Source organism: Streptomyces sp. NPDC002328 (assembly GCF_042890065.1).
Classification (GTDB): domain Bacteria; phylum Actinomycetota; class Actinomycetes; order Streptomycetales; family Streptomycetaceae; genus Streptomyces.
This window is the reverse complement of sequence record NZ_JBIARQ010000006.1, coordinates 51,642-73,248: the sequence shown is the minus strand read 5'-3', so window position 1 is coordinate 73,248 and position 21,607 is coordinate 51,642. Positions and strand designations below refer to the sequence as shown.

Genomic DNA, 21,607 nt, shown 5'->3' with positions numbered 1-21,607 from the left:
GGGTGCCGGGTCAGGCGTCCTTCGTGTACCGGTCGGCCACCGTGAGGGCCGCGTCCAGGGCCGCGAGGCCCTCCTTCAGCTCGGACTCGCTCGCGTTGCACGGCGGCACGAAGTGGGTCCGGTTCATGTTCACGAACGGCCACACGCCGGCCTTCTTGGCGGCACCGGCGAACGCGAGCATCGGCGCGTTGGCCTCGCCCGCGGCGTTGTACGGCACGAGCGGCTCGCGGGTCTCCCGGTCGCGCACCAGCTCGAGCGCCCAGAACATGCCGGTGCCGCGCACCTCGCCGACGCTGGGGTGGCGCTCGGCCAGCGCCCGCAGTCCCGGCTCCACGACGCTCGCGCCGAGGTTCCGCGCGTTGTCGACGACGCCCTCCTCGGCCATCACATTGATGGTGGCGACGGCGGCGGCGCAGGCCAGCGGGTGCCCGGAGTAGGTCAGGCCGCCGGGGTAGGGCCGCTTGCCGAAGGTCTCCGCGATCGCGCCGGAGATCGCGACGCCGCCCAGCGGCACATAGCCCGAGTTCACGCCCTTGGCGAAGGTCATCAGGTCGGGCGTCACGTCGAACAGGTCGGCCGCGAACCACTCGCCGGTGCGGCCGAACCCGGCCATGACCTCGTCGAGGACGAAGACGATGCCGTACTTGTCGCAGAGCGCGCGCACGCCGGCCAGATAGCCGGGCGGCGGGACCATGATGCCCGCGGTGCCCGGGATCGTCTCCAGGACGATCGCGGCGATCGTGGCCGGCCCCTCGAAGGCGATCGTCGTCTCCAGGTGCTCCAGCGCCCGCGCGCACTCCTGCTCCTCGGTCTCGGCGTAGAAGCGGGAGCGGTAGAGGAACGGGGCCCAGAAGTGCACGACGCCGGCGGAGGCGGTGTCGGAGGCCCAGCGGCGCGGGTCGCCGGTGAGGTTGACGGCCTGCTGGGTGCCGCCGTGGTACGAGCGGTACGCCGAGAGCACCTTGGCGCGGCCGGTGTGCAGCCGGGCCATGCGGACGGCGTGCTCGACGGCGTCGGCGCCGCCGTTGGTGAAGAAGATCTTGTCGAGGTCGCCGGGGGTGCGCTCGGCGATCAGCCGGGCGGCCTCGGAGCGGGCCTCGATCGCGAAGGCGGGCGCGAAGGTGGTGAGCTTCGCGGCCTGCTCCTGGATCGCGGCGACGACCTTGGGGTGCTGGTAGCCGATGTTGGTGTAGACGAGCCCGCTGGTGAGGTCGAGGTAGCGGTTGCCGTCGTAGTCCCAGAAGTAGGACCCCTCGGCGCCGGCCACGGCGAGCGGGTCGATGAGCTCCTGGGCGGACCAGGAGTGGAAGACGTGCGCGCGGTCCGCGGCCTTCACGGCGGCGCCGGTCTGGGGGTGGGGCTGAGGGGTCATGCCCGTGAGGGTAAATGTCCGCGATGCGGAAGCGGTATCGGCGTCCTGTCTGCGGAGTGAGGGTTTCCGCGACAGGTTGTCGGGCGTCGGGGAGACCGCGACGGGGAGAGCGGCCATGCTTGACAGCATGCTGGCAAAAAGGCAGGATACTGTCATCGAGCTGGCCCGACGAGGAGTCAGCAGGCCCGAGGAGGAGCCATGAGCGCCAACACCCGCAAGCCCGTGCACCTCGCCGTCTACGACACCCTCGCCGACTGGGAGACGGGATACGCGACGGCGTCCCTGGCCCGCGCCGGCTACCAGGTGCGTACCGTCGGCGCGACGACCGACCCGGTGACCAGCGTCGGCGGTCTGCGCGTCCAGCCCGATCTGGCGCTGGCCGACCTCCGCCCCGAGGACAGCGCGCTGCTGATCCTCCCGGGCGCCGACCTGTGGGACGCCTCGCAGGACCTCGCCCCCTTCGCCGGCGCCGCCCGCGCCTTCCTGGACGCCGGCACGCCCGTCGCCGCGATCTGCGGGGCCACCGCCGGACTCGCCCGCGAGGGCCTGCTCGACGACCGCGCCCACACCAGCGCCGTCTCCTTCTACCTGGCCGCGACCGGCTACGCCGGCGGCGACCGCTACACCGACGCGGACGCCGTGACCGACCGCGGTCTGATCACCGCGGGCCCCACCGACCCCGTCGCCTTCGCCCGCGAGATCCTCGGACTGCTCGGCGTGTACGAGGGGGAGGTGCTGGACGCCTGGTACCGGCTGTTCCACGACTCCGACGCCGAGGCGTACGCCGTGCTGGAGAAGGCGGCCGCGCGGTGAGGGGTGGGCGTCAGGACCTGCTCAGCCGCAGCGCGCTCGGCGTCTTCCGGCTGAACGGCCAGTTCCTCGCCGTCGCCGAGGAGCTGGCCAGGCCGTCCGGGCTCACCGCCGCCTGGTGGCAGGTGCTCGGGGCGGTGCTCGGCGAACCGCTGCCGGTGTCCGGCATCGCCCGCACGATGGGCATCACCCGGCAGAGCGTGCAGCGCGTCGCCGACCTGCTGGTCGACCGGGGGCTCGCCGAGTACCGGCCCAACCCCGCCCACCGGCGCGCCAAGCTGCTGGCGCCCACGGAGCGGGGGCGGGCCGCGGTGTCCCGCATCGACCCCGGGCACGCGGCGTTCGCCGACCGGCTGGCCGAGGCGTACGGGGAGGCGGAGCTCGCCGAGGCCGTACGCGTCCTGGAACGGCTGTCCGCGGTGCTGGAGGGGCTGGAACCGCCCGTTATGGAACCGTAGACACCGCCGCGCTCGACTCCCCGAATGGCCGGATTATCCTCGGCTCGATCACATCGGTGGGGGAGAGGCGGAGCAGCCATGGAGAAGCTGGGCGCGGGAGATCCGCAGCGCATCGGCGGCTACCGGCTGCTCGCGCGGCTCGGCGCGGGCGGCATGGGCCAGGTGTACCTGGCCCGCTCCGACCGCGGGCGGACCGTCGCGGTGAAGCTGGTCCGGCCGGAACTGGCGGCGCGCGAGGAGTTCCGGGCGCGGTTCCGGCAGGAGGTGCGCAACGCCCAGCGGGTCGGCGGCTTCTGGACCGCGCCCGTCCTCGACGCCGACACCGAGGCCGCCGTGCCCTGGGTCGCCACCGGCTACGTCGCCGGGCCGAGCCTCCAGCAGGTCGTCGGCCACGACCACGGGCCGCTGCCCGAGCGGTCGGTGCGCATCCTCGCCGCCGGGCTCGCCCACGCCCTCACCAACATCCACGCGGCCGGGATCGTCCACCGCGACCTCAAGCCGTCCAACGTGATGGTCACCATAGAGGGGCCGCGCGTCATCGACTTCGGCGTGGCGCGGGCGCTGGAGACGTCGGGCGGCGACGACGGCGGTCTGACCCGGACCGGCGCGGTGATCGGCTCGCCCGGCTTCATGGCCCCCGAGCAGGTGCGCGGCGAGCGGATCACCCCGGCCTGCGACGTGTTCTGCCTCGGCTCCGTCCTCGCCTACGCGGCCACCGGCGCGCTGCCCTTCGGCTCCGTCGACAACGGCGCGCACGCCCTCATGTTCCGCATCGCCGAGGAGGAGCCCGACCTCACGGGCCTGCCCGAGGGCATCGCCGACCTGGTCCGCGGCTGTCTGCGCAAGGACCCGGCGGCCCGCCCCACGCTGGAGTGGATCCTGCGGCGCACCCGCGCCGAGGAGACCGTCGCCGAGGGCCGCTCCCGCGACCCGTGGCTGCCGGGCGCCCTGGTGGCCCAGTTGGGGCGGCACGCGGTGCGGCTGCTGGAGACGGAGGACCCCGAAGGCCTCGCGGCGGACGACGCCGAGGCCGACCCGGAACACTCCGGCCCACGCGGCGGGGGCACCTCGCCGGACCAGGTCACCACCCTGGCCGCACGACACGGCCAGGCCGCCGGGAACATGCCGGGGACGGGCTCGGCGGGGGCCGGAGCGGGGCCGGGTCCGGGACAGGCACCCGGATCAGGCTGGGGACAGGGACAGGGACAGGGACAGGCACAGGGGCCGGGAGCCGGGCTGGGTACCGGCTGGTGGCGCGAACCCGGGCCGGAAGCGGGAACGGAACGGGGATCGAAGCCGGGACCGGAACGGGGACCGGGCACAGGCGGCACCGCCCACGCCCCGGCCGGCGGTTCCGGCGGCCCCGCCCACCCCGCCTACGGCCACCCGCAACAGCACCCCTACCACTCCCACCCCGAACCCGGGCCCGGCCCGGGGGCCGGCTACGGCTACCCCGGCCCGCAGCCGACGCCGTACAACCCGTACGCCGACGGTCCCGGCGCCACCGCGCCCGTCCCGCGGTACGACCCCGTCCCCTACGACGGCGAGGCGTCGGAGCCGCCCGGCCGCAGCCGTCGCGCCGGCGTGCTGCTCGTCGCCGTCGCGGTGGTCGTCGCGCTCGCCGCCGGCGGCTCGGTGTACGCGCTGCTGAACGGCGACGGGACGACGTCCGACGCCCGTCCCGCCACGTCCACGACACCGGCCGCCCGCGACACCGGCGCGGCGTCCCCGACGCGGTCCGCGGAGCCGACGGCGACGCCTTCGCCGTCCCCGACCGAGGAGGCCGGCCCGGTCCCCGAGGCGTTCCTCGGCGCCTGGTCCGCCACCATCGACGACGAGAACGACGCCGACACCCGCCGGCTCACCCTCGCCCAGGGCGAGGTGGGGGAGGACGTCCTGAAGCTGGTCGCCGACGGCGACGGCTACCACTGCGAGTTCACCGCACAGCTCGCCCAAAAGCCTTCGGCGCAAGGCCCGTTGAGGATAGGGCCCTCGACGGTCACCGCCGGCGAGCCGCTCTCCTCCTGCACCCCGGGCGACGCCACCGAGGTCACCCTGCTCCCCGACGGCAGACTGCAACGCCTCAACCCGACCACGGGGGAGAAGCTCACCTACACCCGCCGGTGAACGTCCGGCGAACTTCCGCCGCCGGGCCCGGAATGTCCCCCGGGCCGGACGTACGGTGACCCCAGGATCCGGCCGGCGGCGGGACCGGCGGGAGTGGCGGGGGCGCCCACAGTGGACTGGCTCAACGCGGAGAACCTCGTGGCCGTGGGCACGGCCGTCCTCGGCATCGTCGCGTCCGGCGTCATGGTCTGGTACGAGCGCCGGGTGCCGCGCCGCAAGCGGGTCGGGTACCGGGTGCAGATGGACAACTGGATCGGCGACGACGTCCGGTCCGGCCGCCCCAACCGCCGCATCGGCCTGTTCGACGAGGCCCCCGGCATGGCCGACGCGACCCTCGTCCTGCTCCGCATCGAGAACGACGGCTCCCAGGGCATCGCCCGCGACGACTACACGGGCCCCGAACGCCACGGCCTGACCGTGGTGTTCACCGACCGCACCGTCCGCGGGGTGTCGGTCACCCAGCCGACCGACACCGACCACCTCATGGACCACTTCACCGCGGACCGGGGCTTCGGCTACGAGGACAACACCCTGCGCATCCCGCGCGTCCCGCTCAACCCCCGCGAGCACTTCAAGCTGCTGGTCCTGCTGTCGGGCGGCGACGTCGGCCACGGCATACGCCTCTACGGCGGCATCCGCGACGGCGAGGTGCACCCCAACCGCAGCGCGACCCCGGACGACACCCCGCCGCTGTTCAGCCGCGCGGCCCGGCTGATCTCCGTGATGCTCACGCTCTGCGTCGTCACCCTCGCCACGATCGTCGTCGTCGGCGACGAGACCCCGCCCCCCATCGGCTGCGAACGCGGCACGCTCACCCTCACCGGCTCGACGGCCTTCGCCCCGGTGATCCGCGAGGTGGCGCGGAAGTACGAACGGGACTGCGAGGGCGCCCGCCTCACGGTGGACCCGCACGGCTCGACCGCCGGCATCCGCGAGCTCACCGCGGCCGGCGCGGGGTCGAAGCAGGGCTCCCCGCCCCTGGTGGCCCTCTCCGACGGCCCCAAGCCGCCCGGCCTGGAGGAACTGCGCGAGAACCGGGTGGCGGTGTCCGTGTTCGCCCTCGTCGTCCACGACGCGGTCCGTCTGAAGAACCTCTCCACCGCCGACGTCCGCCGCCTCTACGCCGGGCGGATCACCAACTGGCGTCAGCTGGGCGGCCCGAACCTGCCGGTGATCCTGGTCAGCCGGGACGCCAACTCCGGCACCCGGCAGGTGTTCCAGCGCCGCGTCCTGGGCCGGGGCGAGATCGCCAACTCCTCCGTCGACTGTCTGCACCGGGACGACCCGACGGCCGTCGTCGTCCGCTGCGAGCTCGACTCCACCGACCAGGTGCTGTCGACGGTCGCCGCCACACCCGGCGCGATCGGCTACAGCGAACTCAACGTCGCCGACCGGGCGACCGGCCTGCACCCCCTGAACCTCGACGGCGACTCCCCCTCCGTGGACGCCATCGAGAACGGTACGAGCGACTACCCCTACCGCGAGATCGAGTACGCCTACACCTACGGCCGTCCCCCGGCCGACTCCCTGGCCTCCAGCTTCCTGACCTACCTGACCAGGGGAAACGGCCAGGACGTCATCCGCACCCACGGCCACCTGCCGTGCTGGACCTCAGAGGGCCTGAAACTCTGCGCAAGCGAATCTCTCAGCCCGTCCGGGGGTCCCCCCTCCGGGGGAGTTTGAGGGCGAGGCACTTTCAGGGCCGACCGCCCTACCGAGGCTCAGGCGGCCGCTGCCGAGGCATGTTCGGCCGAGCAGGCGCCCCCGGCGGCAGAGCGAACCGCCCCGGCGCCATCTCCCCCCGCCCCCCGCCGGAGGCGCCCCCCTGGATCCCCACCGGCACCACCCCCGCCCGGAACGACACCATCCACTCCGCCGTCTCCACCCGCACCAGTTCCGTCACGTCCTCGGAGAACCGCCGCAACACCCCGAGACACCGCTCGGCCGCCTCCCCCGCGGTGCCCTCCGCGGGCCCCAGCACCTCCCGCACGCTCTCCGACGCCCAGTCGAACTGGAGCACCTGGAGCCGCCGCTGCACGGCCTGCGCCGTCGCCACGTCCCTCATCCATCCCGACGTCACCCCGAAGAACCGGTCCACCCCGACGCACGCCGCCGCGAACAGCAGCGCGAGATACCCCCAGGGCGCGCCCCCGCCCATCACGCCGGTGAGATCCAGCAGGGGCAGCGAGACCCCGGCCACCGCCCCCGCCGCGGCCCCGCCCCGCAGCACCCGCGCGCCCCGCCGCTTCCACACCCGCTCGGCGAGGTACCAGGACGCCGTCTCCAGGGCGCCCCGCTCCACCCACCGGTACAGCTCGTCGAGCCGCTCGGCGGGCTCGCCCCAGTCCCCGAGCGGGAAGGCCCGCCCGGTCAGATCGCCCGGCCGCGGCCCGGCCGCGCCGTCGCCCCGTCCGTCCTGAGGTGGGCCCTCGGGCTGCATCTCCGGCTGCTGACCCACCGGCACTCCCTACTGATCCCTGCTGATCCCGTGATCCCGGCCCCCTTTCCTACCTCCCAATGGGTGGCGAAGAGGAAGGTTTCGCCACTTTTCCGCCCGGAAGTAGGCCTTGATCAGGTATAGGCCACCCACATGAGTCACTCGAAAGAGTGCTGGGGCGACACCCGCACAGACCACGTAGGCTCGTGCCGAGCGGGAAAATCCCGCCCGAGGACAGCGGGTGAACCCCGCGACAGCCGTACGACACAGGAGCTGATCGTGATTCCCGGTGGTGGCCAGCCCAACATGCAGCAGCTGCTCCAGCAAGCCCAGAAGATGCAGCAGGACCTGGCCCAGGCCCAGGAGGAGCTGGCGAACACGGAGGTCGACGGCCAGGCGGGCGGCGGCCTGGTGAAGGCCACCGTCACCGGCGCCGGCGAACTGCGCGCGCTGAAGATCGACCCGAAGGCGGTGGACCCCGAGGACACCGAGACGCTCGCCGACCTGATCGTCGCCGCCGTGCACGCGGCCAACGAGAACGCGCAGAACCTCCAGCAGCAGAAGCTGGGCCCGCTGGCCCAGGGCCTGGGCGGCGGCAGCGGCATCCCCGGTCTGCCCTTCTGATCCGATCTTCGGGGCCGCACCGCCTTCCTAGGACGGGCGGCGGCCAACTACCGTACGTACTGCAAGGAATCCAGGAAGGACGGCAGTCCGTGTACGAAGGCGTGGTCCAGGACCTCATCGACGAGCTGGGGCGGCTTCCCGGCGTCGGTCCCAAGAGCGCGCAGCGGATCGCCTTCCACATCCTCCAGGCGGAACCGACGGACGTACGGCGTCTCGCGCAGGCCCTGATGGAGGTCAAGGCGAAGGTCCGCTTCTGCGCCGTCTGCGGCAACGTCGCGCAGGAGGAGCACTGCGGCATCTGCCGCGATCCGCGCCGCGACCCCGCCGTCATCTGCGTGGTGGAGGAGCCGAAGGACGTGGTGGCCATCGAGCGGACCCGGGAGTTCCGGGGCCGCTACCACGTCCTGGGCGGCGCGATCAGCCCCATCGAGGGCGTCGGCCCCGACGACCTGCGCATCCGGGAGCTGCTGGCCCGCCTCGCGGACGGCGCGGTCACCGAGCTGATCCTCGCCACCGACCCCAATCTCGAAGGCGAGGCGACGGCCACGTACCTCGCCCGCATGATCAAGCCCATGGGCCTGAAGGTCACCCGCCTGGCCAGCGGCCTCCCGGTGGGCGGCGACCTGGAATACGCGGACGAGGTCACCCTCGGCCGCGCCTTCGAGGGGAGACGACTCCTAGATGTCTGACGCCACGCTGCACGCGACCGACCAGAACCCGGACGACTTCGCGGTCCAGATCGCGGACCAGATCGAGAGCTTCCTGGTCGCGGTCACCGAGGTCGCCAAGGGGGACGAGCCGGCCTCGGCCGTCCCCTTCCTCCTCCTGGAGGTCTCCCAGCTGCTGCTGGCCGGCGGCCGCCTCGGCGCCCACGAGGACATCGTCCCCGACGAGCGCTACGAGCCGGACCCCGGCCCGGAGCCGGACGTCGACGACCTGCGCGAGAACCTCGCCCGTCTCCTGGACCCGGTGGACGTCTACTCCGAGGTCTTCGACCCCTACGAGCCGCGCACGGCCCCCGTCCCGGCCCGGATCTCCGACGACCTCACCGACGTCATCACCGACCTGCGCCACGGCATGGTCCACTACCGCGCCGGCCGCACCACCGAGGCGCTGTGGTGGTGGCAGTTCTCCTACTTCTCCAACTGGGGCTCCACGGCCTCGGCGACCCTGCGCGCCCTGCACTCGATCCTCGCCCACGTCCGCCTCAACCAGCCCCTGGAGGAGCTGGACGGCCTGGACACCGACCAGGGCATCGGCGACGACACGCTGGAGTTCGAGGCGGGCCGCGTGATGGCGGAGGAGATCGGCGACCAACTGGGCCTGCGCGAGGCCCACTAGAGGACCGGGCGTTTTCCGAATTGGAGAAGCGCTGCACGTCCCCTGTACGAGGGCTGGACGGGCCCTGACCCGCCGGACGCGAGTCTTGAGTCATCCCAACAGGCACCAGCCGCACAGGAGTTGAGATGACCCGCAAGACCCGCATACGCGCTGCCCTCGTCACCGCCACCGCCCTCGTCACCGCCGCCACGGTGACCGCCGGGGTCAGCGCGGCGGGATCGGAGAAGTCCGCCAAGTCCGCCAAGCCCTCCAAGAAGGAGATCGCCGCCCTCTTCGACGGCTGGAACGCCTCCCTGCGGACCGGTGACGCGGAGACGGTCGCGGACCGCTACGCCAAGGGCGCGGTGCTGCTGCCCACCGTCTCCAACAAGGTGCGCACCGACCGGGCGGGCATCGTCGACTACTTCGAGCACTTCCTCCAGAACAAGCCGGTCGGCAAGAAGGTCCGGACGATCGTCAGCGTCCTCGACGAGAACTCCGCGATCGACACGGGCGTCTATGCCTTCACCCTCACCGACCCCGCGACCGGCCAGAAGCGCGTCGTCGAGGCCCGCTACACCTACGAGTACGAGAAGGTCGGCGGGCAGTGGAAGATCCTCAACCACCACTCGTCGGCGATGCCCGAGGGCTGATCACCCCGTCCGCGGGGCGGCGCGCAGCGCGATGCGCACGCACAGGCCGCCCCCGGGAGCGTCGGTCAGGGTCACCGTCCCGCCGTCGTCCGTCACCAGCTGTCTGACGACGGCGAGGCCGAGCCCCGATCCGGAGCGCCCGGTCAGGCCCTGACCGCGCCAGAAGCGGTCGAAGGCGCGGGACTTCTCCGCGTCGGACATGCCCGGTCCCTCGTCCGCGACGGACAGGACCACCTCCCTGGCCCCGGCCCCCGGCCCGGTGCGGACGGTGATCGTCCCGCCGTCCGGGGACACCTCCAGGGCGTTCGAGAGCACGTTGTCCAGCACCTGGTCGAGATGGCCGGGGCTGGCCAGCACAAGCGGCCGGTCGTCGGCATCACTCCCCCTGAGCGCGATGGTGACTCCGCGCTCGTCGGCGGCCGGTCTCCACACCGACAGACGCTCGGCCACGATGTCCCGCAGAGGCAGCGGCTCGGCCGCCGTCACCTTGGCCTCGGCGCGGGCCAGCACCAGCAGCCCGTTGACCAGCCGGCTCATCCGCACCACCTCGGCGGTCGCCTGCTCGACGTCCTCCCGGACGAACTCGTCGTCGACGCCGTCCGCGATGTTGTCCAGGGACAGCCGCAGCGCGGTGAGCGGGGTGCGCAGCTGGTGGGAGGCGTCCGCGACGAAGATGCGCTGCGAGGCGACCAGCGTGTCGAGGCGCTCGCCCGCCTGGTTGAGGGTGCGGGCCAGCGTCTGGGTCTCCTGGGGGCCCGTGACGGGGGAGCGGGCCGTCAGATCGCCGTCGCTGAGCTTGCTCGCCATGTCGTTGAGCTGGCGCAGCGGGGCGGTCAGCCGGCGGGCCACCACCGCGCCGAGCAGCGCGGCGACGCCCAGCACGGCCACCGCGAGACCGGCCCGGAAGCCCCAGATCGTCCACAGCCTGTGGGTGAGGCCGGAGGTCGAGTACACGATCCGGACGGCGCCGACGACCTCGCCGCCCTCCTTGGCGGGGACCGTGATCACCAGGGTGCGGCCCCAGATGAAGTCCGACCCCCAGTCGACGGTCTCCGCGCCCCGCTCCAGGGCCTCGGCCAGGGCCGCGTCCCGCTCGGGGCGGGGCAGGTCCGCGGCGCACCGGTCGGTGGCGGTGACCTGCACCTCGTCCTTGGTCTCGGCGGCGTACGCCTTGGCCATCTCCTCCAGCGCCTGGCAGGACGCGGTGTCGGCGTTGCCGAGCAGCAGCGCCATGGTGGTCGCCTCCCGCTCGACGGACACCTCGGTGTCGCCGCGCAGCTGGGCGGTCAGCGTGAACGCCACCGGCAGGGTGAACAGGCCGATGGCGACGGCGACCAGCAGCACATAGCTGCGGATGAGCTGCCTGATCATGACGCCGGGCCGCCTCCGTGCTCCCCGGTCACGATCTCCAGCCGGAAGCCGACGCCGCGCACCGCCTCGATCGTGATCGCCCCGGCGAGCTTGCGGCGCAGGGCGGCCACATGGACGTCCAGCGTCTTGGTCGGCCCGAACCAGTTGGCGTCCCAGACCGCTTCCATGATCTGCTCGCGCGTCATCAGCGCCCCCGGCTCCTCGGTGAGGAAGGACAGCAGGTCGTACTCCTTGGGGGCGAGCGGGACCTCCTCGCCGTCCAGGTGGACGCGGGCCGCCTTGCGGTCGACCGTGAGCCGGGCGCCGTAGCGGTCGGGGCCGGCGGCCTGCGCGGCCCGGGGGCGCGCCCGCCGCATCACGGCCCGTATCCGCGCGATGACCTCGCGGACCCCGAACGGCTTGGAGACGTAGTCGTCGGCGCCCAGCTCCAGCCCGACCACCCGGTCCGTCTCGTCGCTGCGCGCGCTGATCACGATGATCGGCACGTCGCCGCGCCCGCGCAGGGCCTTGCAGACGTCCAGGCCGTCGGTGTCGGGCAGGCCGAGGTCGAGCAGGACGACGTCGTAGGGGCCGGGGTGGGCGAGTGCGGCGGCGCCCGTGCCGACCCACTCGACCTCGAAGCCGTAGCGCTTCAGGCCGCGCCGGAGGGACTCGGCGACCGGCTCGTCGTCTTCCACCAGGAGTACACGCACAGCCGCACGATAGTGCTTGAAATTTAAGTCACAGCTATCAGCTCGGCTTCAGTGGGCAGGGAGAGTCCTGACGAGCGACCGGCCCGCCCCCGCGGTGAGTCTCACCATGCGATACCAGGGGGGCGGAACCCGGCCGCTCGTTAGACTGAGCCGACCCGCAGTACGAGGGCGTATGTGCGGAAAGAGACAAACTGAGCGAGGAGCGCACGTGGGCCTTGTCGTGCAGAAGTACGGAGGCTCCTCCGTAGCCGATGCCGAAGGCATCAAGCGCGTCGCCAAGCGGATCGTGGAAGCCAAGAAGAACGGCCACCAGGTGGTGGCCGTGGTCTCCGCGATGGGCGACACGACGGACGAGCTGATCGATCTCGCAGAGCAGGTTTCCCCGATCCCTGCCGGGCGCGAGCTCGACATGCTGCTGACCGCCGGAGAGCGGATCTCGATGGCTCTGCTGGCCATGGCGATCAAGAACCTGGGCCACTCCGCCCAGAGCTTCACCGGCAGCCAGGCAGGTGTCATCACCGACTCGGTCCACAACAAAGCCCGGATCATCGACGTGACCCCGGGCCGGATCCGTGACTCGCTCGACGAGGGCAACATCGCCATCGTCGCCGGGTTCCAGGGCGTCAGCCAGGACACCAAGGACATCACCACCCTCGGGCGCGGCGGTTCCGACACCACCGCGGTGGCCCTGGCGGCCGCCCTCGACGCCGAGGTGTGCGAGATCTACACCGACGTCGACGGCGTGTTCACCGCCGACCCGCGCGTGGTCAAGAAGGCCCGGAAGATCGACTGGATCGCCTTCGAGGACATGCTCGAACTGGCCGCGTCCGGGTCCAAGGTGCTGCTCCACCGCTGTGTGGAGTACGCGCGCCGCTACAACATCCCGATCCACGTCCGCTCGTCCTTCAGCGGACTCCAGGGCACGTGGGTCAGCAGCGAGCCGATCGAGCAAGGGGACAAGCAGGTGGAGCAGGCCATCATCTCCGGTGTCGCGCACGACACCTCCGAGGCCAAGGTCACGGTCGTCGGCGTGCCGGACAAGCCGGGCGAGGCCGCCGCGATCTTCCGCACGATCTCCGACGCCGAGATCAACATCGACATGATCGTGCAGAACGTGTCCGCCGCCTCCACGGGTCTGACGGACATCTCCTTCACGCTTCCCAAGGCGGAGGGCCGCAAGGCCATCGACGCCCTGGAGAAGAACAAGGCGGGCATCGGCTTCGACTCGCTGCGCTACGACGACCAGATCGGAAAGATCTCCCTCGTCGGCGCCGGCATGAAGACCAACCCGGGCGTCACGGCCGACTTCTTCAAGGCGCTCTCCGACGCGGGGGTCAACATCGAGCTGATCTCGACCTCCGAGATCCGTATCTCGGTGGTCACCCGCGCCGACGACGTGCCGGAGGCCGTGCGCGCCGTGCACAGCGCCTTCGGGCTCGACTCCGACAGCGACGAGGCCGTCGTCTACGGAGGCACCGGACGCTGATGAGGGTCCCCCGCGCGACCGCGCGCCCGACGCTCGCGGTCGTGGGAGCGACCGGCGCCGTGGGCACGGTCATGCTCCAGATCCTGTCCCAGCGCGCCGACGTCTGGGGCGAGATCCGTCTGATCGCCTCGCCGCGCTCGGCCGGCCGCAAGCTGGCCGTGCGCGGCGAACAGGTCGAGGTGGCGGCGCTCACCGAGGAGGCCTTCGACGGCGTCGACGTCGCGATGTTCGACGTGCCGGACGAGGTCGCCGAGCGGTGGGCGCCGGTCGCCGCCGCCAAGGGCGCGGTCGTGGTCGACAACTCCGGGGCCTTCCGGATGGACCCCGAGGTGCCCCTGGTGGTCCCCGAGGTCAACCCGCACGCGGTGCGGGCGAGGCCGCGCGGGATCGTGTCCAACCCCAACTGCACGACCCTGTCGATGATCGTCGCGCTGGGCGCGCTGCACGCCGAGTTCGGGCTGCGCGAGCTGGTGGTGTCGTCGTACCAGGCCGTCAGCGGGGCGGGGCGGGCCGGTGTGGAGACGCTCCGGCAGCAGCTGTCGCTGGTGGCCGGCACGGAGCTGGGGACCAGCCCCGGCGACGTGCGGCGGGCGGTCGGCGACCTCAGGGGGCCGTTCCCCGAGCCGGTGGCGCTGAACGTCGTGCCGTGGGCCGGGTCGCTGCGCGAGGACGGCTGGTCGTCGGAGGAGATGAAGGTGCGGGACGAGTCCCGCAAGATCCTCGGACTGCCGAAGCTGCCCGTCGCGGTGACCTGTGTGCGGGTGCCGGTGATCACCGTGCACTCCCTCACCGTGCACGCCCGCTTCCAGGACGAGGTCACCGTCCAGCACGCCCGGGAGATCCTCGCCACCGCGCCCGGCGTGGTGCTGTGCGACAACCCGGCCGCCGGGGAGTTCCCGACCCCCGCCGACGTCGTCGGCACCGACCCGACCTGGGTGGGCCGGGTGCGCCGGGCGCTGGACGACCCCACGGCCCTGGAGCTCTTCGTGTGCGGGGACAACCTGCGCAAGGGGGCTGCCCTCAACACCGCGCAGATCGCGGAGCTGGTGGCGGCGGAGCTGTCGTGAGGTGTCCGGGAGGCCGGAAAAGTGCTGGCCAGAGCCTGACTGATCGATAGGATTTCCGCGTGCGGATGTGACCCGGTCGACGTCCGGAACACTTGTATCGGGCACCTTTGCCGCTGAGGATGGAAACCGAAGATTTTTCTCCCCGTCCCCCGCAACCGCGCGGAGGGCGGGGAGCGTCTTTGCGGTCACCCTTACGGGTGCGGAGCTGTGTGGCCCTCAGGGGCGTGTAGGTGTGTGTGGTCCCGGCGTGGGGACGCCGTGATCAGGGCGTGGGGACGCCCGTTCATATGGGATATAGGGAAGAGCGGGACACATGAGGGCATGTGAGACGCCGTCCGAGGTGCTGCCGGGTGCGAGACGGATGTACGGGACGCCGACGGGGGCGTCCGCCGCGAGATCCGTTCCGAAAGCCTTGACCGGCGCGTACAACCCCGGAGGGGTCGAGCGTGTCCAACAGGCGTGGCAGAGGTACTCGACTTCCCTGTGGCGGCCCGCGCCGCGGCCCTGCGGCCGCCCCGCGCCGTCCTGCGCCCCCGCATGCCCGGCGGGCCCGGCGGCATGCCGGTGATCGCGCCCATGCCCGCAGCGCGGCCCGCCCGCATCCCCAGCCAGCGTGACGGCGTCGAGTACCCCGGGGCCGTCGACGACGCCGTGGCGGCGGGCACCACCGTCGACCACCTCACCGAGACCTACCGGGCCCACTACCGCTCGCTCCTCGGCCTCGCCGCCCTCCTCCTCGACGACACCGCCTCCTGCGAGGACGTCGTCCAGGAGGCCTTCATCCGCGTCCACTCCGCGCGCAAACGCGTCCGCGACCCGGAGAAGACCCTGGCCTATCTGCGCCAGACGGTCGTCAACCTCTCCCGCTCCGCCCTGCGCCGCCGCATCCTCGGGCTGAAGCTGCTGTCCAAGCCGATGCCGGACATGGCCAGCGCCGAGGAGGGCGCGTACGACCAGCTGGAGCGCGACTCGCTCATCAAGGCGATGAAGGGCCTCCAGCGCCGCCAGCGCGAGGTCCTCGTGCTGCGCTACTTCGCCGACATGACCGAGGCGCAGGTCGCCGAGACCCTCGGGATATCGCTGGGCTCCGTGAAGGCCTACGGCTCCCGCGGCATCGCCGCCCTGCGCATCGCCATGGAGGAGCCGGCGTGAGCGGACAGGGCGAGGGAGACTCACTCGGACGGCGCGAGCCGGACGACGGGACCGGTCGGACGGCCCCGCCGGAGACGCCGGCCCGGCCGGAGAAGTCGGCCCGGCTGGAGAAGCCGGCCCGGCCGCACACGCAACCGCCGAACCAATCGCACGCTGGGAACGGAACCGTGAACCACCACCTCGACGACCAGGGCCCCGACGGGCTCGACTCGGACGAGCTGGCGCTGCGCCGGATGCTCCACCAGGCGGTCCATGAGATGGCACCGCGCGACGGGACGCTGGACCACCTCCGGCGGGCCGTGCCCGTCCGGCGGGCCCGCAAGCGCCAGGCAGCCGTCGGCATGGCCGCCGCCGCCCTCTTCGTCGTCACCGCCGTCCCGGCCGTCCTCCACGTCTCCGACTCCGGCGGCTCCGAGGCCAACCCGGCCATCGCCGGCCAGGCCTCCCAGACCCAGGGCGGCGACGGCGCGAGCAAGGTCCCCGACGGTGGCGCCTCGGGCAAGGCCGAGACCTCCGAAGGCGGCGCCGGCGAGAAGAGCAAGGACGCCACCAAGGGCGCCGACCCGGACAAGAGCCCCGGCAGCGCGACCGGCTCCACCACCGGCGCGGGCCCCTCCTCCTCACTGGCGGCGACCACCCCCGCCTGCACCGCCTCCCAGCTCGGCTCCGCCACCGCGAACGTCGACGCCCCCGACTCGGCGGGCGTCGTCTACGGCGCGTTCCGCGTCGTCAACGTCTCCGACAGCGGCTGCGCCGTCGGCGGGACCGTCTCCGTCACGTTCAGCGCCCAGGGCGCGGCCGACCCCGCGAAGATCAGCGTGTCCGAGCACGTCTCCGGCGGCCAGGCGGCCGGGCTGCCCGATCCCTCGCTCTACCTCTCCCAGCTGGCCCTCGCCCCGGGTTCGGCGTACGACGTGAAGTTCGCCTGGGTCCCCTCCGAGACCTGTCCCACCGCGGGCGGCGGCAACGGGGGCGACAGCGGCGGCGGCACGGCGTCCCCCGTCCCCACCCCCAGCGAGCAGTCCGGCAGCGCCACGAGCGGCACCGGTGACGGCACGACCGCCCAGCTGCTCGTCGAGGACGGCACGGTCGACGGCAGCGTCGTGGTGACGTACACCGCCGAGGGCGGCGGCCCGAGCGTCTCGCAGACGGTGACGAACGCGTGCGCGGGGACGATCTACCGGACGGGCGTGCTGGCGTCGTCCTGAACCTGGACTCGTAGATCCTGCTCCGGCGGGACCAGACCCAGTGCCGCGTCCCGCGCGAACTCCACCTCGCGGCGCAGCAGCCGGAACCACATGAACACCACGAACCCGGCGAACACGAACCACTCGCCGGTGTACCCGAGGTTCTGGAACGCCTTCAGGTCCAGCCCCGTGCCGGCCGGCGCGCTCGCGGGCACCGCCTTCATCCCCGAGTCGGCGGTGTCGAGGGTCACCCAGGCGTCGTACAGGTCGTAGGAGACCAGGTTCACCAGGGAGGCCGCGCTGATCGCGGCGGTCTGCCCGGCCGGCAGGCCCCCGCGCGCGCTCACGCCGTTGTCGCCGGGCGTCTCGGACGCCTGGAGCGCGCCGGTGACGGTGACCTCGCCGGCGGGCGGGGCCGGGGCGCGCGCCGCGTCGGGCGTGCCGGGCAGCCAGCCGCGGACGACGGGCAGCGCCTTGCCGCCGTCGGTCCGCAGCAGCGTCAGCACGTAGAAGCCCTGCTGGTCGTCGAGGTCGCGGTCCGGGACCAGCAGCTGTTCGCCGTACCGGCCGGTCGCGGTGACGCGTTTGCCGGAGGTCGCCTTGTCCACGGGCAGCATCGCGGCCAGCGGGCGCGGCGCCTCCGTCCTGGCCGCGGAGACCTGCGCCTCGGCGCTGCGTTGGTCGTCGACGCGCGCCTCGAACCGGCTGAGCTGCCACGACCCCATGAAGACGCAGAAGGGGATCGCCAACAGCACGAAGACGTTGATCCCCCACCAGCGGGGCGTCAGCAGAAACCGGTACACGCCCTCAACGGTACGGGGCGGGGACGGACGGGCGGCCGTCGGGGCCCCTGTGCGCGCCCTCCGCCCGCCCTCCGCCCGCCCCTCCGCGCCCGCCTTCCGCGCCGAGTTATCCACAGGCTGGGGACCTTGTCGCCCCTTTGTCGTCGTGGACAGGCACTATGGGGCCATGACTGAGAGCAACGGGTCCGCCGCGCCGCAGCGGCACGAGGAGATGCCGGACTGGGAGAGGCGCTTCAGGGCGCCCCGGGTGTCGCTGCCCGACTGGGCCGAGGACGCGCCGGACCGCTCCCTGTTCGTGTCCAACGCGACGGGGACGTACGAGCTGTACGCGTGGGACCGGTCGACGGGCGAGCGCCGCCAGGTGACGAACCGGGCGAACGGCACGACGGACGGCGTGCTCTCCCCGGACGGCGCCTGGATCTGGTGGTTCGACGACAAGGACGGCGACGAGTTCGGCGTCTGGCGCCGCCAGCCCTTCGAGGGCGGCGAGGACGCGTTGGCCGCCCCGGGCCTTGACCCCTCCTACCCGGCGGGCCTGGCCCTGGGCAGGGACGGCCGGACGGCGGTGGTGGGCCGCTCCACGGACGAGGACGGCACGACGATCCACGTCGCGCGCGTGGGCGAGCCGCCCTTCGAGCTGTACCGCCACCGCGAGTCGGCGGGCGTGGGCGACCTCTCCCACGACGGCTCCCTGATCGCGATCGAGCACACCGAGCACGGCGACGCGATGCACTCCGCGCTGCGCGTCCTGCGCCCGGACGGCACGAAGGTCGCCGAGCTGGACGACACGAGGGGCGGCACCGAGGAACTGGGCCTGGAGGTGCTGGGCTTCGCCCCCGTCGACGGCGACACCCGGCTGCTGATCGGCCACCAGCGCAGGGGCCGCTGGGAGCCGATGGTGTGGGACGTGGCGACGGGCGAGGAGACCGACCTCGTCCTGGACCTGCCGGGCGACGTCAGCGCCGAGTGGTATCCCGACGGCTCGGGACTGCTCGTCGCCCACAGCTTCGAGGCCCGCAGTGAACTGTTCCGCTACGACCTGGCGAGCCGTGAGCTGGTGCGGGTGCCGACCCCGCCGGGCACGGTGTCCGGGGCGACGGCCCGGCCCGACGGCAGCGTGGAGTACCTCTGGTCCTCCTCCGCCCAGCCGCCGGCGGTCCGCTCCACCGGCGGCGGGGTGGTCCTCGACCCGCCCGGCCCGAAGTCCCCGGGATCGGTGCCGGTGGAGGACGTGTGGGTGGAGGGCCCCGGCGGCCGTATCCACGCCCTGGTCCAGAAGCCGGCGGGCGCGAGCGGCCCGCTGCCGACCGTGTTCGACATCCACGGCGGCCCCACCTGGCACGACAGCGACTCCTTCGCGGCGGCCCCGGCGGCCTGGGTGGACCACGGCTTCGCGGTGATCCGCGTCAACTACCGCGGCTCGACCGGTTACGGCCGTGCCTGGACCGACGCGCTGAAGCACCGGGTCGGTCTGATCGAGCTGGAGGACATCGCGGCGGTCCGCGAGTGGGCGGTCTCCTCGGGCCTCGCCGACCCGGCCCGTCTGGTCCTCACCGGCGGCTCCTGGGGCGGCTATCTCACCCTGCTCGGTCTCGGCGTCGAGCCCGAGGCGTGGGCGGTCGGCATCGCGGTGGTCCCCGTCGCCGACTACGTGACGGCCTACCACGACGAGATGGAGGCACTGAAGGCCATGGACCGCACGCTCCTGGGCGGCACCCCGGAGGAGGTCCCGGAGCGCTTCGAGGCGTCCTCGCCGCTGACCTACGTCGACCGGGTCAAGGCGCCCGTCTACATCTCGGCCGGCGTCAACGACCCCCGCTGCCCGATCCGCCAGATCGACAACTACGTCAAACGCCTGGAGTCCCGCGGCGCCCCCCACGAGGTCTACCGCTACGACGCGGGCCACGGCTCCCTGGTGGTGGACGAACGCATCAAACAGGTACGCCTGGAACTGGAATTCGCGGAGAGGTACCTGAAGCCTTAGCTGCGGGCAGTCGTGCCGCTGGGGCGATGGGGGTCCCCCCGCTCGAGCGAAGCCGAGAGTGGGGGAGGGTGGGCGCAGCGGCACCCCGGCAGCGCCGGGCTCCGCGACCCACCCCCGGCCCGCACCCACCCCGGTGCACCTACACGCCCGTACCCCTGCCCCGTCGCCCCAGCAGTTCCGCCAGCCCCCTCCGCGTGGCCGCCAGCACCACCCGATCCTCACCCCGCAGCACATAACCCTCCGGCAGATCCCACACCAGCCCCCGCCCTTCCTCCCCCGCGTCCAACGCCAGCACCCGCCAGTACCCCGCCCGAAACGCCTCCCCCACCGTCCTCCCCGCCAACTGCCCGTACCCCCCGACCTCCAGCGCCGCGAACAGCAACACCCGCCGCTCCACCGGAATCGCCCCCAGGATCTGCCGCCCCATCATCGCCCCGGCGAACGACGGGGCGGACAGATGCGACACACTCCGGCTCCGGGTCAGCGCCTGCGGATGCGCGGCCCGCAGCGTGCGGTACACGGCCGTCGCGAAGTCGTCGTCGTACAGCCGCAGCACCACCCGCAGATCGGGCCGCAGCGACCGCGCGTACAACGCGGCCTCCAGATTCGTCGTGTCCGAACTCGTCACCGCGAGCAGCGCGTGCGCCCGGCCGATCTTCGCCGCCTCCAGCACCCCCTCCTGCGTGACGTCCCCCAGCACCACCGGCACCCGCAACCGCCGCGCCTCCGCGACCCCGCGCGCCTCGGGCGTCGCCTCGACGCACACCACGGGTATGCCCAGCTCCCGCAGCCGCGTCAGCACCCGCGTGCCGATCTTCCCCAGCCCGAGCAGCACGACATGCCCGCCCAGCCCGCGGGGCGGCCGCCGCAGCGCCCCCGCCCCGCGGAACGTCCCCAACGCCTCCAGCACCGCGGCCAGCAGCACCGGCAGCAGCAGCAACCCCATCAGCCCCGACAGGAGTTGCAGGACCTGCCGTTCGGTGGACGCCCCGACCGCCGGCTCGTTGATCGAGAACAGGTCCAGCAGCGTCAGGTAGAGGGCCCCCAGCGGATGGATCCCGGTCACCACCCACAACGCCACCGCGAGCGCGAACACACACGCCACCAGCCCGGCCAGCGACCACCGCAACCGCCGGGAGAACAGGGAGGCGAACGGCGCGACCACCCCCATCCCCCGCCCGGCGGGCAGCCCGTCGCCGGCCGCGTACGACACCTGCTCCAGCACCACGCTGCCCCGCCCCCGCGCGGCGGCGACCGTCGCCGCGTCCGGCAGCAGCAGCGGTCCCTGCTCCCCGCTGGCCTCCGAACCGTCCGCGAAGGAGGGGTCGTTGCCCGTCGAGGACAGCAGCGCGAGCGTGGCCGGGCCGGGAGCGACGGCCTGTCCGGGCCGCGGCGGGGGCCGCTCGACGGCCCGCAGCATCAGCCCGTCCGTCTGGACGACCTTGGTGGTGCCGGCGAGGGCGGTCGCGGCCAGCGCGGGCGCGGCGGTGTCGGCGTCGGACAGCACGGTGGTCGACACGTCCCCGAAGCCGCTCCCGCTCCCGCCCCCGCCGCCGGCGGCGTTCCCGGCCGCGCCGTCACCGCCCGCCAACGCGGCCGCCTGGTCGAGGAGTTCCTCGATGTGCTGCCCCAGCCGGCGGTTGTACAGCCGCAGGACGAGCCGCAGCCGAGGGTTCAGCCGGCGGGCGGTGAGGGCGGCGCGGATGTTCGTCTCGTCGTCGTCGTACACGAGCGCCAGCGCGGCGGCCCGCTCCACCCCGGCCTCGGCGAGCACCGCCTCGGTCGGCTCCTCGGCCTCCAACACCTGCCGCACACCGCCGTGTTCACCGCTCCCGCCGCCCGCAGCGGCGCCGCCGTTGCCCGACGCCCGGTTCACGGCCGCGCTCACCACCCGGTCGAGCAGCGCCGCGGACACCGCACGGGCCCGGCCGACGACCGGCGGCCGTACCGTACGCTCGGAGGGCGGTACGACGAGGGTGACCTGCTCCTCGTACACTCCCCGCAACTCGGCGGCCAGCCGGTGCGCGAGTCCGTCGTCGCCGCACACCACCATGTGCGCGCCGG

At 73.1% G+C, this 21,607-nt stretch carries 19 protein-coding genes; 13 read left to right on the top strand and 6 right to left on the bottom strand.

Annotation, left to right across the window (positions count from 1 at the left end; translation table 11 throughout):
* Window positions 1–10: 10 nt before the first annotated feature.
* Entirely contained in the window at window positions 11–1,372 is a 1,362-nt protein-coding gene (locus ACFYX4_RS17680) for an aspartate aminotransferase family protein (RefSeq protein WP_389333254.1), read from the bottom strand.
* A 198-nt stretch (window positions 1,373–1,570) separates the two neighbouring features.
* Here ACFYX4_RS17680 and ACFYX4_RS17675 point away from each other — a divergent pair, with 198 nt between their 5' ends.
* The 4 genes from ACFYX4_RS17675 (at window position 1,571) to ACFYX4_RS17660 (ending at window position 6,450) form a co-directional block, all read left to right on the top strand.
* On the top strand, window positions 1,571–2,185 hold the full coding sequence (locus ACFYX4_RS17675; protein WP_389333251.1) for a DJ-1/PfpI family protein: 615 nt from the start codon (window positions 1,571–1,573) through the stop codon (window positions 2,183–2,185).
* The gene (locus ACFYX4_RS17670; RefSeq protein WP_389333248.1) at window positions 2,182–2,640 is read left to right on the top strand and encodes a MarR family winged helix-turn-helix transcriptional regulator; all 459 of its coding nucleotides are present in this window, start codon (window positions 2,182–2,184) and stop codon (window positions 2,638–2,640) included. Before ACFYX4_RS17675 ends, ACFYX4_RS17670 begins: the two co-directional genes overlap by 4 nt.
* 78 nt (window positions 2,641–2,718) lie before the next feature.
* Window positions 2,719–4,767: a protein kinase gene (locus tag ACFYX4_RS17665; protein ID WP_389333245.1), complete on the top strand. Its 2,049-nt coding sequence runs from the start codon at window positions 2,719–2,721 to the stop codon at window positions 4,765–4,767.
* Window positions 4,768–4,878: 111 nt separating this feature from the next.
* Window positions 4,879–6,450 (top strand): substrate-binding domain-containing protein, encoded by a 1,572-nt coding sequence (locus ACFYX4_RS17660; protein WP_389333242.1) that lies wholly within the window; start codon window positions 4,879–4,881, stop codon window positions 6,448–6,450.
* 28 nt (window positions 6,451–6,478) lie between these two features.
* Here the strand turns inward: ACFYX4_RS17660 and ACFYX4_RS17655 are convergent, their stop codons facing one another.
* Window positions 6,479–7,207 (bottom strand): SLATT domain-containing protein, encoded by a 729-nt coding sequence (locus ACFYX4_RS17655; RefSeq protein ID WP_389334181.1) that lies wholly within the window; start codon window positions 7,205–7,207, stop codon window positions 6,479–6,481.
* A 276-nt stretch (window positions 7,208–7,483) separates the two neighbouring features.
* On the opposite strand from ACFYX4_RS17655, the gene ACFYX4_RS17650 reads away from it, so the two are divergent.
* The 4 genes from ACFYX4_RS17650 (at window position 7,484) to ACFYX4_RS17635 (ending at window position 9,801) form a co-directional block, all read left to right on the top strand.
* Window positions 7,484–7,828: a YbaB/EbfC family nucleoid-associated protein gene (locus ACFYX4_RS17650; RefSeq protein WP_389333239.1), complete on the top strand. Its 345-nt coding sequence runs from the start codon at window positions 7,484–7,486 to the stop codon at window positions 7,826–7,828.
* An 89-nt stretch (window positions 7,829–7,917) separates the two neighbouring features.
* A complete protein-coding gene (gene recR, locus ACFYX4_RS17645; RefSeq protein ID WP_389333236.1) occupies window positions 7,918–8,517 on the top strand; it encodes a recombination mediator RecR in 600 nt (199 codons plus the stop codon).
* Window positions 8,510–9,169 carry a DUF5063 domain-containing protein gene (locus ACFYX4_RS17640; protein WP_389333233.1) on the top strand — a complete coding sequence of 220 codons (660 nt, stop codon included), beginning with the start codon at window positions 8,510–8,512 and terminating at the stop codon, window positions 9,167–9,169. The genes recR and ACFYX4_RS17640 overlap by 8 nt, the downstream gene beginning before the upstream one ends.
* Window positions 9,170–9,294: 125 nt before the next feature.
* Window positions 9,295–9,801 carry an SgcJ/EcaC family oxidoreductase gene (locus ACFYX4_RS17635; RefSeq protein WP_389333230.1) on the top strand — a complete coding sequence of 169 codons (507 nt, stop codon included), beginning with the start codon at window positions 9,295–9,297 and terminating at the stop codon, window positions 9,799–9,801.
* On the opposite strand, the gene ACFYX4_RS17630 is transcribed toward ACFYX4_RS17635, so the two are convergent.
* Window positions 9,802–11,172, bottom strand: coding sequence for a sensor histidine kinase (locus ACFYX4_RS17630; RefSeq protein WP_389333227.1), 1,371 nt, complete (start codon window positions 11,170–11,172; stop codon window positions 9,802–9,804).
* Window positions 11,169–11,864 carry a response regulator transcription factor gene (locus ACFYX4_RS17625; RefSeq protein ID WP_389333224.1) on the bottom strand — a complete coding sequence of 232 codons (696 nt, stop codon included), beginning with the start codon at window positions 11,862–11,864 and terminating at the stop codon, window positions 11,169–11,171. Before ACFYX4_RS17625 ends, ACFYX4_RS17630 begins: the two co-directional genes overlap by 4 nt.
* A 208-nt stretch (window positions 11,865–12,072) precedes the next feature.
* On the opposite strand from ACFYX4_RS17625, the gene ACFYX4_RS17620 reads away from it, so the two are divergent.
* The 4 genes from ACFYX4_RS17620 to ACFYX4_RS17605 all read left to right on the top strand — a co-directional run bounded on the left by ACFYX4_RS17620 (window position 12,073) and on the right by ACFYX4_RS17605 (window position 16,777).
* Window positions 12,073–13,350: an aspartate kinase gene (locus ACFYX4_RS17620; RefSeq protein ID WP_389333221.1), complete on the top strand. Its 1,278-nt coding sequence runs from the start codon at window positions 12,073–12,075 to the stop codon at window positions 13,348–13,350.
* On the top strand, window positions 13,350–14,417 hold the full coding sequence (locus tag ACFYX4_RS17615; RefSeq protein ID WP_389333218.1) for an aspartate-semialdehyde dehydrogenase: 1,068 nt from the start codon (window positions 13,350–13,352) through the stop codon (window positions 14,415–14,417). The genes ACFYX4_RS17620 and ACFYX4_RS17615 overlap by 1 nt, the downstream gene beginning before the upstream one ends.
* 459 nt (window positions 14,418–14,876) lie before the next feature.
* Window positions 14,877–15,569: a SigE family RNA polymerase sigma factor gene (locus tag ACFYX4_RS17610; protein ID WP_389333215.1), complete on the top strand. Its 693-nt coding sequence runs from the start codon at window positions 14,877–14,879 to the stop codon at window positions 15,567–15,569.
* A gap of 167 nt (window positions 15,570–15,736) precedes the next feature.
* Window positions 15,737–16,777, top strand: a complete 1,041-nt coding sequence (locus ACFYX4_RS17605) for a hypothetical protein (RefSeq protein ID WP_389333212.1) — start codon at window positions 15,737–15,739, stop codon at window positions 16,775–16,777.
* Here ACFYX4_RS17605 and ACFYX4_RS17600 read toward each other — a convergent pair.
* The gene (locus ACFYX4_RS17600) at window positions 16,747–17,559 is read right to left on the bottom strand and encodes an SURF1 family protein (protein WP_389333209.1); all 813 of its coding nucleotides are present in this window, start codon (window positions 17,557–17,559) and stop codon (window positions 16,747–16,749) included. The two genes, ACFYX4_RS17605 and ACFYX4_RS17600, sit on opposite strands and share 31 nt — an antisense overlap.
* Before the next feature lie 166 nt (window positions 17,560–17,725).
* Between ACFYX4_RS17600 and ACFYX4_RS17595 the strand changes: the two genes are divergently transcribed.
* On the top strand, window positions 17,726–19,543 hold the full coding sequence (locus tag ACFYX4_RS17595; RefSeq protein ID WP_389333206.1) for a prolyl oligopeptidase family serine peptidase: 1,818 nt from the start codon (window positions 17,726–17,728) through the stop codon (window positions 19,541–19,543).
* 139 nt (window positions 19,544–19,682) lie between these two features.
* On the opposite strand, the gene ACFYX4_RS17590 is transcribed toward ACFYX4_RS17595, so the two are convergent.
* Window positions 19,683–21,596, bottom strand: coding sequence for an NAD-binding protein (locus ACFYX4_RS17590; protein WP_389334178.1), 1,914 nt, complete (start codon window positions 21,594–21,596; stop codon window positions 19,683–19,685).
* Window positions 21,597–21,607 lie beyond the last annotated feature (11 nt).

Coding starts and splice junctions, on each gene's coding strand:
- ACFYX4_RS17680 (WP_389333254.1), bottom strand. CDS start 1,372: ATGACCCCTCAGCCCCACCCCCAGACCGGCGCCGCCGTGAAGGCCGCG.
- ACFYX4_RS17675 (WP_389333251.1), top strand. CDS start 1,571: ATGAGCGCCAACACCCGCAAGCCCGTGCACCTCGCCGTCTACGACACC.
- ACFYX4_RS17665 (WP_389333245.1), top strand. CDS start 2,719: ATGGAGAAGCTGGGCGCGGGAGATCCGCAGCGCATCGGCGGCTACCGG.
- ACFYX4_RS17655 (WP_389334181.1), bottom strand. CDS start 7,207: ATGCAGCCCGAGGGCCCACCTCAGGACGGACGGGGCGACGGCGCGGCC.
- ACFYX4_RS17640 (WP_389333233.1), top strand. CDS start 8,510: ATGTCTGACGCCACGCTGCACGCGACCGACCAGAACCCGGACGACTTC.
- ACFYX4_RS17635 (WP_389333230.1), top strand. CDS start 9,295: ATGACCCGCAAGACCCGCATACGCGCTGCCCTCGTCACCGCCACCGCC.
- ACFYX4_RS17630 (WP_389333227.1), bottom strand. CDS start 11,172: ATGATCAGGCAGCTCATCCGCAGCTATGTGCTGCTGGTCGCCGTCGCC.
- ACFYX4_RS17615 (WP_389333218.1), top strand. CDS start 13,350: ATGAGGGTCCCCCGCGCGACCGCGCGCCCGACGCTCGCGGTCGTGGGA.
- ACFYX4_RS17595 (WP_389333206.1), top strand. CDS start 17,726: ATGACTGAGAGCAACGGGTCCGCCGCGCCGCAGCGGCACGAGGAGATG.
- ACFYX4_RS17590 (WP_389334178.1), bottom strand. CDS start 21,596: ATGGTGGTGTGCGGCGACGACGGACTCGCGCACCGGCTGGCCGCCGAG.